13 protein-coding genes are annotated in these 15095 nt (G+C 41.0%); 6 read left to right on the plus strand and 7 right to left on the minus strand.

The window, feature by feature from the left end; genetic code table 11:
* Positions 1-445: 445 nt before the first annotated feature.
* Positions 446-1678 carry a glycosyltransferase family 4 protein gene (locus QUB80_RS11645; protein ID WP_289789665.1) on the plus strand — a complete coding sequence of 411 codons (1233 nt, stop codon included), beginning with the start codon at positions 446-448 and terminating at the stop codon, positions 1676-1678.
* Here the strand turns inward: QUB80_RS11645 and thiS are convergent.
* Entirely contained in the window at positions 1675-1887 is a 213-nt protein-coding gene (gene thiS / locus QUB80_RS11650; RefSeq protein ID WP_289789666.1) for a sulfur carrier protein ThiS, read from the minus strand. The genes QUB80_RS11645 and thiS overlap by 4 nt on opposite strands.
* Entirely contained in the window at positions 1880-2998 is a 1119-nt protein-coding gene (locus QUB80_RS11655; protein ID WP_289789667.1) for a thiamine phosphate synthase, read from the minus strand. The genes thiS and QUB80_RS11655 overlap by 8 nt, the downstream gene beginning before the upstream one ends.
* Before the next feature lie 356 nt (positions 2999-3354).
* On the opposite strand from QUB80_RS11655, the gene QUB80_RS11660 reads away from it, so the two are divergent.
* The 3 genes from QUB80_RS11660 to QUB80_RS11670 all read left to right on the plus strand — a co-directional run bounded on the left by QUB80_RS11660 (position 3355) and on the right by QUB80_RS11670 (position 7162).
* Positions 3355-5049: a DUF1565 domain-containing protein gene (locus tag QUB80_RS11660; protein ID WP_289789886.1), complete on the plus strand. Its 1695-nt coding sequence runs from the start codon at positions 3355-3357 to the stop codon at positions 5047-5049.
* A 346-nt stretch (positions 5050-5395) separates the two neighbouring features.
* Positions 5396-6529, plus strand: a complete 1134-nt coding sequence (locus QUB80_RS11665; protein ID WP_289789668.1) for a YARHG domain-containing protein — start codon at positions 5396-5398, stop codon at positions 6527-6529.
* Positions 6530-6772: 243 nt separating this feature from the next.
* Positions 6773-7162, plus strand: coding sequence for a response regulator (locus QUB80_RS11670; protein WP_289789669.1), 390 nt, complete (start codon positions 6773-6775; stop codon positions 7160-7162).
* Positions 7163-7220: 58 nt separating this feature from the next.
* Here the strand turns inward: QUB80_RS11670 and QUB80_RS11675 are convergent, their stop codons facing one another.
* The 5 genes from QUB80_RS11675 to QUB80_RS11695 all read right to left on the minus strand — a co-directional run bounded on the left by QUB80_RS11675 (position 7221) and on the right by QUB80_RS11695 (position 13115).
* On the minus strand, positions 7221-8570 hold the full coding sequence (locus tag QUB80_RS11675; RefSeq protein WP_289789670.1) for a sensor histidine kinase: 1350 nt from the start codon (positions 8568-8570) through the stop codon (positions 7221-7223).
* Between the two features lie 76 nt (positions 8571-8646).
* Positions 8647-9411, minus strand: a complete 765-nt coding sequence (locus QUB80_RS11680; RefSeq protein ID WP_289789671.1) for a response regulator transcription factor — start codon at positions 9409-9411, stop codon at positions 8647-8649.
* Between the two features lie 509 nt (positions 9412-9920).
* Entirely contained in the window at positions 9921-10601 is a 681-nt protein-coding gene (locus tag QUB80_RS11685) for a hypothetical protein (protein WP_289789672.1), read from the minus strand.
* A 70-nt stretch (positions 10602-10671) separates the two neighbouring features.
* Positions 10672-12774, minus strand: a complete 2103-nt coding sequence (locus tag QUB80_RS11690; RefSeq protein ID WP_289789673.1) for an S-layer homology domain-containing protein — start codon at positions 12772-12774, stop codon at positions 10672-10674.
* A gap of 101 nt (positions 12775-12875) precedes the next feature.
* Complete coding sequence (locus QUB80_RS11695; RefSeq protein WP_289789674.1) at positions 12876-13115, minus strand: hypothetical protein; 240 nt, start codon at positions 13113-13115, stop codon at positions 12876-12878.
* Positions 13116-13239: 124 nt separating this feature from the next.
* Between QUB80_RS11695 and QUB80_RS11700 the strand changes: the two genes are divergently transcribed.
* Positions 13240-14253: an ABC transporter ATP-binding protein gene (locus QUB80_RS11700; protein WP_289789675.1), complete on the plus strand. Its 1014-nt coding sequence runs from the start codon at positions 13240-13242 to the stop codon at positions 14251-14253.
* The gene (locus QUB80_RS11705; RefSeq protein WP_289789676.1) at positions 14254-15066 is read left to right on the plus strand and encodes an ABC transporter permease; all 813 of its coding nucleotides are present in this window, start codon (positions 14254-14256) and stop codon (positions 15064-15066) included.
* The last annotated feature ends 29 nt before the right edge of the window (positions 15067-15095 follow it).

A 15095-nucleotide genomic window follows, 5' to 3' on the forward strand; every position in this document is an offset into this window, starting at 1 on the left:
TAAATGTGTAATTTTTGAAGATAAATTATAAAAAGTCTCGCAATTAGAACCAAATTGTACTTTATTGACTTTAATAAACCTATTTGGAATTTTGACTTTTGATAGTCAATAAATAAAATATCTAGTTTTTTGAACTAAGTTATCTATGGCTATCCAAGTTTTTAATTGACATCGCTGTATGTGAATTAAAATATAAATTTACAAATTAGAATGAAAGATAAAAATTACTATGTCAATTTTCCCAAAAACAAAGTTGCTAAAGCTAGAAAATAGGAAATACTTTTTTATTAATTATTAGTATAAGTAAATTATATTGATACTTGACTATTAGAATAAATGTAATATTTTTCTTGTTATTTAACTAATTAAGTAGTGTTAAAGTCTTCTTTAAAAAAGAATAATTCCGGCTTTCCTACTATTTAGAAGTTTAATTATCTAATACCTAATGAAACAGATTTACCAAAGGGTAGCAACAATTAGAGATACAGTTGCATCTCCAGATATCTTAATCATGTCTCGTACTTTTTTACCAACAGAGGGCGGGAGTGAGGAATATATATACAATCGTTGTCTTCAAGAACGGGAAAAAGTAATTGTGCTTACGGCTAATTGTATAGGTGATAGAGCATTTGATCGAGCACAAGACTTTCCCATATATCGCTGGCAAATCCCTACATTTTGGTATGATGGTTTGAAGGGAATTTTTTTAACACCTTTGTTCAATTTTGTATGCAATTTTCTACTAGCAATTAAGCTCTATTTTCGTTATCACTATCGCTATATAGAGTGGATCCAGGGTTGTGATTTTCTTTGTTTATTAGTTTTGAGTTATCTTTTACCGATTCGCTTTTTTATCTATCTAAACGAAAATGAAATTTTGCGTGCTTTGCGTAACCCCATAGCACGATCACTGTTTGCATTTACTCTAAAACGTGCCGCAGGCATTATTTGTCACAGTTGTTTCACCCGTGATTTTGTTACCAAGCATTTTCAATTTAATACTCCTACCCATGTCATTCACCCGGTAGTCAGAAGGGAAAAATTTGACATTAAAAATTCCACAAGTATAGAGCATTTACGCTTGCAGGTGCGAAACAGCTACAATATTCCTCAATCCTCTGTAGTAATCCTTTCTGTCGGAACACTTCACAAGCATCAAGGCAACAACTTAGTAATTGACAATTTACCGCTACTGTTAACTTTGGGGCTAGATGTCCACTATATAATTTGTGGACAAGGCCCTTTTGAGCAAAAACTTCGCTCTCAGGTGCAGCATTTGCGCTTAGATCGGTGGGTACATTTTGCCGGACACATATCTAATAGTAAGTTAGCTGGCTACTATGCAGCTTGTGACATTTTTGCTATGCTAACTTTATTCGATCGCAAGGCTGCTAGTATTGAAAGCTTTAGTATTGCTCACCTAGAAGCTGGTTATTTTAGCAAGCCTGTAATCGCCTCTTGTTTTGGTACTGCAATGGATGTTATCCGCCATGGAGAAAATGGCATACTAGTAAATCCTAATTCAGGCAACGAGATGTTGGCAGCATTTAGACAACTATGTGAGAACAAACAATTGCGCGAGAAACTAGGGCGCAGGGGAAAAGTCTTAGCCAACAAGAGAAGTTTGCATCGATGGCTTTACGTTCGTGAGGCTCGCTATTCTTGCTTATTGACTTAACCACCACCAACAATGGTGACTATTTCCAAGCGATCGCCTGGCTGCACTTGAGTATTTTGCCAAAACTGACGATGAAGAATTTCACCGTTATACTCGACTGCCACCAAACGAGGATTAAACCCCAACTGTTGAAGTAAATCGGGTAAAGAACTTTGAGAAGGGCAGCTATGAGTTTCCCCATTTACCTGAAGGGTAATTTGATTAGACATAGGACTTTTCAGGAATTGGTTGAATGCGATTTAGCTGCGATAGAAAATATTGTGTTACCAAAGTAGGTTGTTCGGCTTGCATGATACTGCGTACCACTGCTACACGTTGCGCTCCAGCATCAATCACCTCATTGATGTTGTTTGGATCTATACCCCCAATGGCGAACCAAGGTATGGAACAATGTTTGGCAGCATAACTGACATATTCTAAACCAGCAGCTGGCTTGCCAATTTTTGTAGGAGTTTCATAAACTGGCCCTACACCAATATAATCCGCACCTTCGGTAATTGCCCGTTGCATTTCATCCGCATTTGTGGTAGAACGACCAATCAAACGATGAGGCCCTAGTAACTGTCGGGCAATGGCAATGGGCATATCCTGTTGTCCCAAGTGTACCCCATCAGCATCTACTGCTAAAGCCAAATCTACCCTGTCATTAATGATGAACATTGCATGATAAGCATGGCATAACTGCCGCAATTTCTCAGCTAATGCAATCCGGGTACTATCATCAGCATTTTTATCGCGATACTGTACTAACGTTAGCCCACCTTTAAGGGCTGCTTCGACAGTTTCTAGTAAATTTTCTTTGGGGGAAGTGACAAGATACAAATGCGATCGCAACAGTAATTGATGCCGTTGATAACCCATTAAATCACTTTCTAGGGTATAAACCCGATATCGCATTTGTTTAAAAGCTTTCCCCATATTTGGGCGGTAAAGCTTACCATATTCTTCTAGCACTCGCAAGGCTTCTTCCACTCGACAGAAGTTAGCTTGCAGCAGGGATTTTATGCCTGAGCGTTCCTCTTCTTGAGGATGGGTTAATTCAGTACCAGAATCCCCTGGTGTATCACGCGCCGCCCGCAATTGAGCTGTATGCCAGCTTGCTACCTCTTGCCGCATTCGCTTGCATTCCCCAGCTAGCTGGGAATTATTCAAGCCAAAGCGACACCATTCTTCAATAATTCGCAAGCCTTCCCGCACCCGATCTAAGTTTGCATCCAAGATGCGGTAAACAACTTGTTGGATTTGCTCTCTTTGGCTGTATGGCTCGACCATTACAACAACCCCATTAGTGCTTTCATCGTAACAGTCAGCCTGTTTCATATTCTCAATATTTTTTGCATATCTACGAATTTTTTACTAAGAATTTAAGATGAGGGATTGTAGAATGTTTCTACTCTCGCCCCTGGCACTTCATTAAAACACTTTGTATCAAAAATAGCTACCATTACGGTAATCAAGCAGTCTGATCGACATTTTTGCAAAAGAAAGAGTATAAAAAATGCTAGCTTTTTATAGGGAGTGCAGCAAAAGTGATTGACCTCCATTTTTTTTCTAAGTCTTGTTGGCAGGATACCCAATTAACACACAGATTTGCTCAAAAGCGCAAAAGATATTTTTGTGTTTTTGTCGCAATTCCTCACCTGTCTCGTTTTTCATTTTTATCTGTGCTTGTTGGTATGGGAGTAGGTAGTGCAGTTTTTCTGGGTAATTGCTTGGATCGTGCTGTTGCTCAGATACCGAAGACACCAGTGCAGATACACCCAAGTGAGAGTACAATTTCTCAGGTTAACGTGCTTTTTGTCAACCCAAGTGTCGGAGATGACAAACAAGGCAAGGTGAGTGAAAGCACTCCTTTGAAAACTATTACTCAGGCTTTGCGAATAGCTGCTCCTAATACTACGATTAAGCTAGCCAAGGGAACTTATAGTTCCCAAACAGGAGAGGTGTTTCCTTTAATACTAAAGCCTGGTGTTACGCTTCAAGGAGATGCTAGCAGCAAAGGTCGCAATATTATTATCGCTGGTGGTGGTGACTATCTCAGTCGTAGTTTTGGCAGTAAAAATGTTGTGATTGTGGGAGCTAAGGAAGCGCAGTTAATTGGAGTGACTATTACCAACTCCAACCCACGTGGTTATGGTTTATGGATTGAATCTAGCAATCTGACAGTAGCAGAGAATACCTTTACTGGCAGTACTCAAGATGGAGTTACCGTAACTGGTAACGGAAAACCAATTATTCGTCATAATTTGTTTTATCGTAACGGAGCCAACGGCATTACAATTACTGGCACCTCTGATGCAGAAGTTCGCGAAAATGTTTTTCAGGAAACGGGTTTTGGGATTAATATTGCTCAAAAAGCTCAACCCTTAATTGTTGGTAATCAAATTCAAGACAACAGAAGTGGGATGATTGTACAAGCCGCTTCTCGCCCAATTATAAGGAAAAATATCATTCAGGGTAGTAAAGAAGATGGTTTAGTTGCGATCGCTCAAGCACAGCCAGATTTAGGTAGGCTTGCTGATGCTGGTGGCAACGAGTTTCGTAACAACAAACGTTATGACATTAACGCCAACGCCGCCAAGCAAACTATTCCTGCTTACGGCAATACATTAGTAAGCGATCGCATCGTTGGTAAGGTAGATACCAAAGGTACAACAGCACCCATCGCCCGTAACTTACAATCTCAACCTCAGCCAACAGAAACTGCTATGGGTGTGCCACGGGCATTAACTGAGATGAGAGCGCTCAGAAGCGCAAATGTCAGGAATTCACAGCAACCTTCTGTAGTGTCTCGTCTGCGTGTTACACCATCCAAACTAAAGGAACCCACTTCCACAAAGACTGAAACATCTCCAATTCCAAGTACCTTGACGAGTAGACAAACAGTCAGGGGATGGCAGCAAACAGATGCATCTGGCAAATCACAGACGAATAACGTGCAGATTGCTAACAATGATGACAATGTCATAGAGTTTGTTGCACCTGCTGCCCAGTCATTGCCAGTATTACAACCTGTACCTCCAGGCGAAGCAGCACTTTTGTCGGTTCCTTCTGCCAAGATTCCCTTTGGCAATACTACTAATATGCGAAAAGTGCCAGTACCTGGCGCTAGTGCTAAACCATCTCAAGTTAGAAGTTCATTGAGTGGGCAATCTCAAGCGGTAGGGCGTTACCGAGTTATGGCAGCAGTACAAACACAAAAAGATCAGGAATTAGTGAGGTTTCTTGCTCCTGGTGCCTTTGCGACTTCTTGGCAAGGTAAAGCAGCTATGCAAGTGGGAGTCTTTAGCAGTCGCTCTAACGCTGAACAAATGCTGAAAATACTTAATGATAATGGGTTACAAGCGACGATGGAGTTAATTGGCAATTAGTTAATAGTTATTCATACATTATTGTTAACTTTTGACTGTTAACCATTAACAGTTTTTCGGATCTAATTTTTCATAAGCGATCGCTTGTTGATGTGGGGTATCAGGGGCGATCGCTTTTTTGAAGGGTAGTATAAAATTTCTTCAATAGATATATCTGATCGTTTTCCGCAAATGACGGGAAACAATCAATTAACTTGATACAGTTGTGCATCTTGCCATAATTACTTCTGCCCAAAACATTGCTTTGAGTTTTCAAAATCATAACTCTCAGCATTGTTAAGTCAGTTTTCTAGTGCTTCATTTTCACTTTCAGGCAACTGCCTAGCTGTACTCGCACTTCATTAATATGGACGACACTCTTAATAGCACTTGTAACAGCACTATCAATGCAAATCACTTTCAGGAGTTTCATGAACCTGATGCACAGCAGGAAGAACCTTTGATTATCTCTAGTCTACTTTCTCTAGATCTGGGAGAGGAAGATGGTGAGATTGTTGCTCTTCAAGCTCAAGAAACTCAAGAAAATGCCCAAAATTCTGAACAACAAACACAACAGATATTAACTTTTGAACTGGAACTCAGCGATCTAGTTCCAGAACCAGTGACGCCAAAAAAAGATACCACTAGACACTACCTCCATGACAAACCCTTAAACCAGCAGAAATTACTAGATACCATTTCTTATATCTTCCTAGAAGAAGATAATCTGGAAGAAATTGATTCATATACCAGAGAATCTCAAATTCCTCTGGAAAAACCCAAGTTCCAGTTCCGAAAACCAAGTTCTTCATCTGTTGGGGATGTAAGTTCTAAAGTAGGGTTAGCTTCTGTGATGTTTGTGGGGGGATTTGTTGCAGGAGGGGCTTGTTCCTGGGCTGTATTATCGAATCAAGAAGTTGCAGCCAAGGATAAGCCGCTCAATTCAGTACGGCAGCATCCTAAGTTTGCTCAAACCCAGAGTCAAGAAACTGAAGTCAAAAATAGTATCAGTAAACCAGAAGTCGCAATCCCAGAGCCAAGCTTTAGCCCTGCACAAACTAAAAAAACAGAAGTTAAAAATAAAACTAGTATACCCAAAGCCGCATCCCCAAAACCAAGCTCTACACCTGGAAATACTGCACAGCAAACCGTATCAAAAGCGACTACTCAAACTCCCAAAAAACAAGACTCGCAACTTGCCAAGTCTAAGGTTTTAAACACTACAACTATACCCTTGTTTCAACAACGGCTACTAACTTCAGCAGACTTAAAAGGGCGCAGTGCTTGGGAACTAACACTGATGCGTAACGAAATCTATGCGCGTCACGGGCGGATGTTTAAAGAGCCAAAGTTGCAGCGCTATTTTGAGAGTCAAAGTTGGTATCAAGCTCGCTATTCAGGCGATAAGTTTCCTGACTCCCTGCTTTCCAAAATTGAGCTAAAAAACGCGATTATGATCCGTGAATATCAGCGTATTCATGGATTAATGATGAACCTGTAGCTACTTTCATCTCTAACTTTTTTGAGCGATCGCTTTGAGTTTCTCGTTCAAAGATGCCAAGCGATCGCTTTTTGATGTCTCGACTTTGTCACTTTTTTATTCCAGGTTTGTCACCTTCTCAATCATAAAATTACAACAAAGTCTTGATAAATTGCACATTCTCTGTGCTATTCCTTATTCTCTGTCTCCACGAATGAATTTAATTTTGCTCAACTACTCATCAAACATCTCTAGCTTTAGGCTATGTCCCGTAAGCAAATTTTGCTGATCGATAGTGAAGCTTCTGTTCGAGAAGTCTTACAAGTGTGTTTGCGCGATCTCGGTGGTTGGGATGTATTTTCAGTTTTCTCTTGGCAAGAAGGGCTTAAAGTGTTAATGAAAAAACAGCCCGATGCTATTCTTCTAGATGTACCAACCCTAGACGTTGATAACTTATCGATTCTTCAACAGTTTAGAGATCATCCCCTCACCCAATCTATTCCAATTTTGCTACTTAGTACCAGAGCTAGTTGGTTTCCACCTTTCCTGCTTCAAGAAATGGGTATAGCTGGAGCGATCGCACTTCCATTTAACCCCACGCTCCTACCAGAACAAGTTGCTAAACTGCTCAACTGGACATCAGACTCAGGTTAATCGTTCACCAAACTCACATAGCTTGATTGAACTAATACGGAGAAGATAAAAAATGGATTTAAGCAGTTTTAGTTCCAGCTAGTGGTAGGTAGACTCGAAAGCTACTGCCAACTCCGACTGTGCTTCTGACTTTAATTTGTCCGCTATGTCTATCTACGATGGATTTTGCGATCGCCAATCCTAATCCCAAACCATCTTCTTGTTTATGCCTTGCTTTATCAGATCGCCAAAAACGCTCAAAGATGAGTGGTATACTCTCTTGGGGAATACCAATACCAGTATCTTCTATATGTACAACAGCAAATCGTTTCTCAATTCTCAACATTAGAGCAATTCTTCCTCCTGCTGCTGTGTATTTAAAGGCATTCTCTAAAAGGTTTGAAAACAAACGACAGAGTTGATGAGCATCACCTGTAACAAAAATGCCAGTGGGTAAATGAGACTCAAAATAAATTTTCCTAATTTCAGCTTGAGGCTCAAAGCGTTCTACTAAATCCTCTAGCAGTTCATCTAAAGGGATAAGAGAATGATGAATACGAGAGTCTTTTTCCACTTTATCTAGCTTTGATAGCATAGACAAATCATCTACTAAACGTGTTAGCTGCTCGGTACAACTGAGAATAACTGCTAGCTTTTTTGCCACTAGAGGAGTAAGTTGTTGTGATTGACTTTGCATCACTTCAGCAGCTATATTTATTGCCGTTAAAGGATTGCGTAGCTCGTGAACAACATCGGCATTGAAATGTTGTAACTGTTGAAAATTCTTCTTTAGAGGCTTAAACATAAACCAGAACAGGCTTACGGTACTGACGCCAGCAAAGATGATCAACACTAATTCAATTAATTCAAGTTCAGGTGATTTTGCTGTCAATGCCACTTGATAGGTGAGTTCGCTAGCGCGAATGTAGCCTTCTAGCTTCTCATTTTCCCGATCTGCTTGTTTGGTATATACAGCAATTGACACAGAACGAACATATTCATGTTGTTCTATTACTGGAGCATCTTTGTTCAAGCGTGAATAAAATAGGACTCTAGCTAAAGGAGCATTAGGGAAAGTATTTCCTTCACTTACCAGAAGTTTGCCCTTAGCATCAAACCATTCCAAACCTTGCCCTTCCTTGAAAGACTTACGCCAAGGCAGATCGTTAGCTTCTTCTACACCTTGCAATGCATTAATTTTAATTATCGTTAGAGAAGGAGCAGCACTCTGAGCTAAAGCCAACAGGCGAGCATTTAAATCGTGAACTGGCTCTAGGTAGGAATTTTGAGATTTAGCTATAGAGTATCTATAATTTTCTAAAGATAATACCCCCGATAGTGCTGAAATTGCCATCACCGAAAGCAGCACGAGTGTAAAGCGTCTATTTAGAGAAGGAAACAGAAAATTTCTGTGCAGAGATTCAAACATGAAAACTTAGACAAAACGCTATATGCAAATCAATCGAGATACTGCTGTTGCCCAGATTTTTTCCTTGCATCCAATATTAAGATGAAATACCTGTCCTACCGACTAGAGAACTACTATTTACACTCTGGCAGGATGTAGCCTCTTCATAGTTGCGAAATTGCTGTTGCGAACGCTGTTGGAGATAATAGCCCATTCCATAAGCTGTGGCGACAAAATCACTGGGTGCTCCAGCTGCTTTTAATTTCTGTCTTAAACGTTTAACAATAGCCTTGACTGCGTCTTCTTCTGGAGGCTCCTCAAAAGACCAAAGGTTCTCTAAAATGTTGCTACGACTTAGAATGCAACCATTACGACGAAGGAGAAGCTCTAATAAACGGTACTCTTTGGGTGTGAGATGTAACGGCTTACCTTCATAGGTAGCTTGACAAATATTAGGATCTATTTGCAAACTTCCCCACTCCATCACAGGTGATAAAGTGGTGTTTCCACGGCGTAATAACGCTCGGATCCGAGCCAATAATTCTTGTAGCTTATACGGTTTACGCACATAGTCGTCTGCACCTGCATCTAGCCCTGTAACTATATCGTTAGTTGCATCACGAGCAGTCACTAGCAAAATTGGCATTTGATAACCATGAGAGCGCACACGCTGACAAAGGCTGATACCGTCTAGTTCTGGTAGTATTACATCCAGCAAACATAAATCATAAGCAAAAGTTCTCACAAAATCCCAACCTTTTTCACCATCAGTAGCTACATCAACAATATAATGTTGAGCAGCAAGAGCTTCTGCAAGTGACTCAGCAATGCGCTGATCGTCCTCTGCTAGCAAAATTCTCATGATTAATAGCTTCCTTAAGAAACACTATTTTTGAAACGGCAGATCGGAATTTTTAATCTTTAGCTTCAAACCGCTTTGTTGCCAGTAGAATCAGAACTCAAAAATTTTATAAACAAATATGAATAACTATGTACTTTACCAAAACTAGGCAGGTGTCAAAATTAGGGACACAATCTGCAATCATATCACAATTCTACTTTAAAGATGGAGTAGGCAGATAGGTTTTAAATGTTAAATAACACAACTATGAATTCATACCAATGCGTGGATACTTCGACAAGCTCGGTACAAGTTTTGGATTTTGGATTAAAACAATTGATTAATCGGCTAGTCCAGAATTTTGAAACCAGACTCCCGCTCGCCAATTTGGGATCATACTTTTAAATTCAAGCCAAGCATTTGCCATACACTGTTTATACGAGCATCAATAAACAGTTGTCTTGATTGCATGAGCAAATAATCAAATTGAGATGATGTTCCAAGTGAGGAATCAGCAGCATCGGGGACTACTATAAGTTGTTTTCATCTTGGTTTTCTTCTTGGGCGATCGCTTTGAGTTTTTCGGTAAAAGATGTCGAGCGATCGCACCATTGGGGGGTGAATTGTTGAATTGGTGGATGATTGACAGCCGGTGGTAGTAGCTTTGCTTGGCGATCGCTCGATGGAGAATGGTAGACAGGAGGTAAGGGAGTAGGAAGCTTGAGAGTAGAAGAACCTTTGCCATAGCGAGATTCCTCTGTTTGTAAATGCCCAGAAGAGTGTTTTTGATAAGATGGCAATTGCGGTGAACTAGAAGCTTGATATCTCTGTTCATGAAGATGAGCAGAGTTGAGGGATGGAGTTGCAAACGAAGTTAAGTTTTCAGGAAATTTACTGCAAATCAGGCGTTCAAATTCCATATTGAAATGAAAACTAGGCTGATCGCGTCGTTGCCAGAGTGTTAATATTTGCTGTACCGATATGGCTTTGTAGCGACCTTGATACAGTGCTTCAATCACCGCTAAGTGTAGCCAGCCATCTGGATATTGATTTTGCCAGCGCTCAACTAGTTCAGCAGCACCATAACCACTGAGGTCGAAACTATAGTGAATTAATAAGGTTATTGCCAAGTCAGCAGATGTTCCCAAAGTCGGCGTGAACATTGGGCTATCTACTTGAGGCAATACAGCTAAATTGTGCTCCCGTCGCATATAGCCTACCGCGCTTTTTGCTACAGTGTTTTGTCCCAAGAGTGTCTTTTTTCAAGAGGTGTTCTTAATTCTACTTGCTGGTAACAGAAAAAGGCGAAACAATATACGGTGAATGAACGCTGGGCGATCGCCCAATTGCAACTAAAGCTTGATACACCATTGCTGCGACTTCTGCCCGTGTTGCTTCTCGCAGAGGCTCGATTTGCTTAGGATCTGGGTAGTTAACTATAATTCTTTGCACTGTAGCAGTTGCGACAGCTGTACGGGCATATTCAGGGATTTTATTGCGATCATTAAAATTTAATAAAGTATCAGCATGAGCCGGTGGTAGGGTAAGCCCGTTTACCAAGGAGACGATTACTTGTAACCGTTGCACATTTTGCTGTGGGTGGAAACTACCATCGCCAAATCCACCAACAAAACCACCTTGTGCTGCTTGTTGGATCGCCTTATATGCCCAAAATTCTGGGGGTACGTCAGTAAAATCTGGTACTGGACGTTTGGGAGTTGGGTTAAATGCAGCGACAACTAAAGCTGTATACTGAGCGCGAGTCATCGATTTATCTGGTTTATAGGTGCCATCAGCAAAACCACGAGTTATGTTCATACTTACTAAAGCCCGTATGAACCCTTCTGCCCAATGCCCCATAATGTCAGTAAACGAAGGAATATCTGCATCAGGATTGACAATATAGGGAGAGACAATGGGCTTTTGTTTACCATTGGCTACTAACGCTTGATAAATTAACGCAGCTACTTCGGCACGAGTGATATCCCGCAACGGTTCTAGTAGTTCGGTTTGGGGATAATTTAGTACCAGTAATTTTTGAGTGGCGATCGCAATGGCGTCAATTGCATAACTGGGTATTTGAGCGCGATCGCGATATACTGCTAACACATGAGGATTACCACCATTGATTTGTAAGCCATTTACTATAGATACAATCGCTTGGACTTTAGTTAAATTTTGTCCTGGTCGAAAAGTTCCATCCGGGAAACCACCCAGAAAACCCATACTGGCAGCACGCTGGATCGATGCTGCTGCCCAAAAGTCTGGTTTAACATCTGTGAATTTAGATACTTGTTTTTTTGCTGGTACATCAAAAGCCTTGGCAATAATAGCGGCAAAAGCGGCACGATTCATCGAGGCTTGAGCTTGAAACTTACCATCGCCCAATCCACTAATTAAACCTTTACTGAGTAAAGCTTCCACAAAAGCGGCTGCCCAATGTCCCCGTAGATCGGAAAAACTAGTACTAACAGTCACTGACTTGGGAGCTTCGACTGCCGTTGCACTTAATTCAACTAAACCCTTGATACCCACAGGATTGAGTTGGTTGCCAACGGAAACTAATTTATTTGATGTGGCATTTTGAATGTCAAAGGCTTCGTTGTCGCGAAAAATATTACCTGCTGGATTGTGAGCGCTACCTAGATCGGGGATAGCATTGCCATTCACCAACAAACCGCCTTGGGGATTTTTTTCAATAATATTGTGTAGCAGAACGGGTCGTGCTTCTCTAGCAAGAGCGATCGCAGTCTGGTTTTGAGAGATTTGATTATTCGCAAGCAAAGGAGCAGCAAAATCACTAATCGCGATGGCGATCGCATTGCGTTGCCAAACATTGCGCAACACTTCCCCTTTGCTATGACGTGCCATGAATAACCCAGAGGCACCATTTTCTACAAACACATTATCTAGAATTGCTGGTTTGGCATTACCACTAACAAAAACACCTTCACGTCCACAACCAACCAAAGTATTATTAGCCAAAGTTGGTGAGGCATTTGATTCAATCCAGACGCCAGTACCTTTGGCAATAGAATTAGTAACCGTCACACCCATCAGACTAGAATTATCTAGTAATCGCAGTGTAATATTTTGCGTTCCAAAACTTTCACTTTGATATTCACCGCTTCCAGAAATGATAATACCTTGACCTTTGGTTGCCTCATTACCCACTACCATCACTCCACCTGGAACGATAAGTGGGAAAAGCTCACCATTAGCAGAACTATAGGTTCCTGGTGCTAGCTGAATAATGATTGCAGTTCTAGATAGTTTTAAAGCACGGGTAAGAGTTTTATAGGGAAGCAACCGCGTCCCCGCATTTTTATCATTCCCCGTTACGGGGTTGACATAAAGTGTAGCAACGAGGATAGAGTTGACCATTGATGATTTATATACGAGCAAAAATTTTAAATCATGACAATCAAAAATAACTGTTGATTTACCTGATGACAAGAACTTTATGTCTGCATATGAAAATATAGTCAGATGGTTTTAAAAATAGAAGGGATAGGAAAGCCACTGCGCCCTTGGAGCTTCCCTCGTTGAGTACAAGTGGCGTGCGACTGGCGTTGTGGAGTGTAGGGGAGCCAGCCGCGTGGGCGGGTTTCCCGACTTGAGCGGACTGGCGTTGTAGGGGAAAGCAAGAAAAATGAGGAATTTAACCAAGCTGTCACCTGTATCTTGTAAGCTACTTTTGATGTTTTGTTAATTTGTGGTTTCATTTTCATAAACTCGTCATTTACTAGACAGACCTCCATGAGAAAATGTCACAACAAAATAAAAGGGAACAGGGAATGGGGAGCTGGTAACTGGTAACTGATAATTGATAACTGATAACTGATACCAATGATTGAAGTTGAGCATTTGAGTAAAATATACGGCTCTACCCCAGCAATTACTGATGTAACTTTTAACGTCGAAAAAGGGGAAATCTTAGGATTTTTAGGGCCAAATGGCGCTGGCAAAACTACCACTATGAGAATTTTAGCTGGTTATTTGCCTGCAACAAGCGGTACAGCCCGAATTGCTGGATTCGATGTCCATGAAAATTCTCTTGCTGTGCGGCAAAGGATTGGCTATTTACCGGAAACTCCACCGTTGTATTCGGAAATGACGGTGGAAGGATTTTTGCATTTTGTGGCGCGGATTAAAGGAGTATCGGCAGGCGATCGCCCTGCGAAAGTAAAAGCAGCTATAGAACGTTGCAACTTACAACAAAAGCGCCGCGTCATTATTCGCAAATTATCTAAAGGATATCGTCAAAGAGTAGGCATTGCTCAGGCAATTGTTCACGATCCACCAGCGATTATTCTAGATGAACCGACAGTAGGACTAGATCCCCGACAAATTATTGAGGTGCGAAATTTAATTAAAAGCCTGGCTGGTACCCATACTATTATTCTTTCCACCCACATTTTGCCAGAAGTAAGTATGACTTGTAACCGCGTCACCATTATTAATCGCGGGAAAGTAGTAGCTACCGATACCCCAGAACATTTGTTGACTCAATTAACAGTTGGCTCAGGCTATGAATTAGAAATTGAAGGCGAAGCAAGTTTGGCTAAACAAATGCTGCAAAATCTGCCAGGTGTGAAGCTGGTAGAATCAATTACTGCAACGGCATTACCAAGTCATACTCCGATTCAAGATGGGCGTATTTACCTGCGAGTAATTTCGCAACCAGGTACAGAACCAGGAAAAGAAATTGCGGCAGCGTTGCTACGTACCGGATTTAACTTGTATGAAATGCGACGCGTTAGTGCGACATTAGAAGATGTATTTTTGCAGCTAACTACGGAAGAAAATATTCCAGAAAATCAGGCTGACTCAACAATAACTAATGAGGAGGAGGCAGCTTAAATGGGTGTAATACTGAGTAACGTTATTGCCATTTATCGTCGAGAGTTACAGAGTTATTTTGTATCTCCCTTGGCTTATGCGATCGCTGGCATTTTTTGGTTTTTGGCAGGATTGTTCTTGGTTCTCATTTTGATGGGGCCAGACGGCATTTTAACAGCAGTAGCAGCAGCAGATCTGCAAGGACAACAATTTGGAGTACCAGTACCACCAATAGACGTGCCTTATGAATTTGTGCGGGCATTTCTAGATCGCTTGGGATGGTTGTTGTTGTTTGTGCTGCCCATTCTCTCAATGGGGCTGTATGCCGAAGAACGCAAGCGCGGTACTTTAGAACTGCTAGCTACATCACCAGTTACTAATTGGGCGGTAGCTGTAGGTAAATTATTAGGAGTGCTAACATTTTTTATCACGATGGTAGTACCGTTGTTGGCATTGGAAGCGATCGCCTTGAGTGGATCAACTCCAGCAATGCCACCCATCATTCCCCTGCTTGGACATTTGGCATTAATCTTACTAGCAGCAGCAATTTTATCGTTGGGAATGTTTATTTCTTCTTTGACAGACAGCACAATTTTGGCAGCTGTACTTACCTTTGCAGTCATTTTGTTGCTGCTATTTATTGATTTAGTAGCTAAAAATGTTAGTGGCCCGATCGGAGAAGCTTTGGGGCATTTATCACTATTAAAACATTACAATAATCTCATCCAAGGAATTTTTGACACTAGCAGCTTGGTATTATTTGGCAGTTACATAATCTTAGGTATCTTTCTCACGGCACAATCAATTGATGCACTCCGCTTTCAACGACAGTAGTTATTAGTCATTAGTCATTGGTTAGTAGA

It is taken from the genome of Chlorogloeopsis sp. ULAP01 (genome assembly GCF_030381805.1).
Classification (GTDB): domain Bacteria; phylum Cyanobacteriota; class Cyanobacteriia; order Cyanobacteriales; family Nostocaceae; genus Chlorogloeopsis.

Excerpts from the sequence above, each read along its gene's own strand:
- QUB80_RS11645 (WP_289789665.1), top strand. The coding sequence starts at position 446 with ATGAAACAGATTTACCAAAGGGTAGCAACAATTAGAGATACAGTTGCA.
- thiS (WP_289789666.1), bottom strand. The coding sequence starts at position 1,887 with ATGTCTAATCAAATTACCCTTCAGGTAAATGGGGAAACTCATAGCTGC.
- QUB80_RS11655 (WP_289789667.1), bottom strand. The coding sequence starts at position 2,998 with ATGAAACAGGCTGACTGTTACGATGAAAGCACTAATGGGGTTGTTGTA.
- QUB80_RS11660 (WP_289789886.1), top strand. The coding sequence starts at position 3,355 with ATGGGAGTAGGTAGTGCAGTTTTTCTGGGTAATTGCTTGGATCGTGCT.
- QUB80_RS11665 (WP_289789668.1), top strand. The coding sequence starts at position 5,396 with ATGGACGACACTCTTAATAGCACTTGTAACAGCACTATCAATGCAAAT.
- QUB80_RS11670 (WP_289789669.1), top strand. The coding sequence starts at position 6,773 with ATGTCCCGTAAGCAAATTTTGCTGATCGATAGTGAAGCTTCTGTTCGA.
- QUB80_RS11675 (WP_289789670.1), bottom strand. The coding sequence starts at position 8,570 with ATGTTTGAATCTCTGCACAGAAATTTTCTGTTTCCTTCTCTAAATAGA.
- QUB80_RS11680 (WP_289789671.1), bottom strand. The coding sequence starts at position 9,411 with ATGAGAATTTTGCTAGCAGAGGACGATCAGCGCATTGCTGAGTCACTT.
- QUB80_RS11685 (WP_289789672.1), bottom strand. The coding sequence starts at position 10,601 with ATGCGACGGGAGCACAATTTAGCTGTATTGCCTCAAGTAGATAGCCCA.
- QUB80_RS11690 (WP_289789673.1), bottom strand. The coding sequence starts at position 12,774 with ATGGTCAACTCTATCCTCGTTGCTACACTTTATGTCAACCCCGTAACG.
- QUB80_RS11695 (WP_289789674.1), bottom strand. The coding sequence starts at position 13,115 with ATGAAACCACAAATTAACAAAACATCAAAAGTAGCTTACAAGATACAG.
- QUB80_RS11700 (WP_289789675.1), top strand. The coding sequence starts at position 13,240 with ATGATTGAAGTTGAGCATTTGAGTAAAATATACGGCTCTACCCCAGCA.
- QUB80_RS11705 (WP_289789676.1), top strand. The coding sequence starts at position 14,254 with ATGGGTGTAATACTGAGTAACGTTATTGCCATTTATCGTCGAGAGTTA.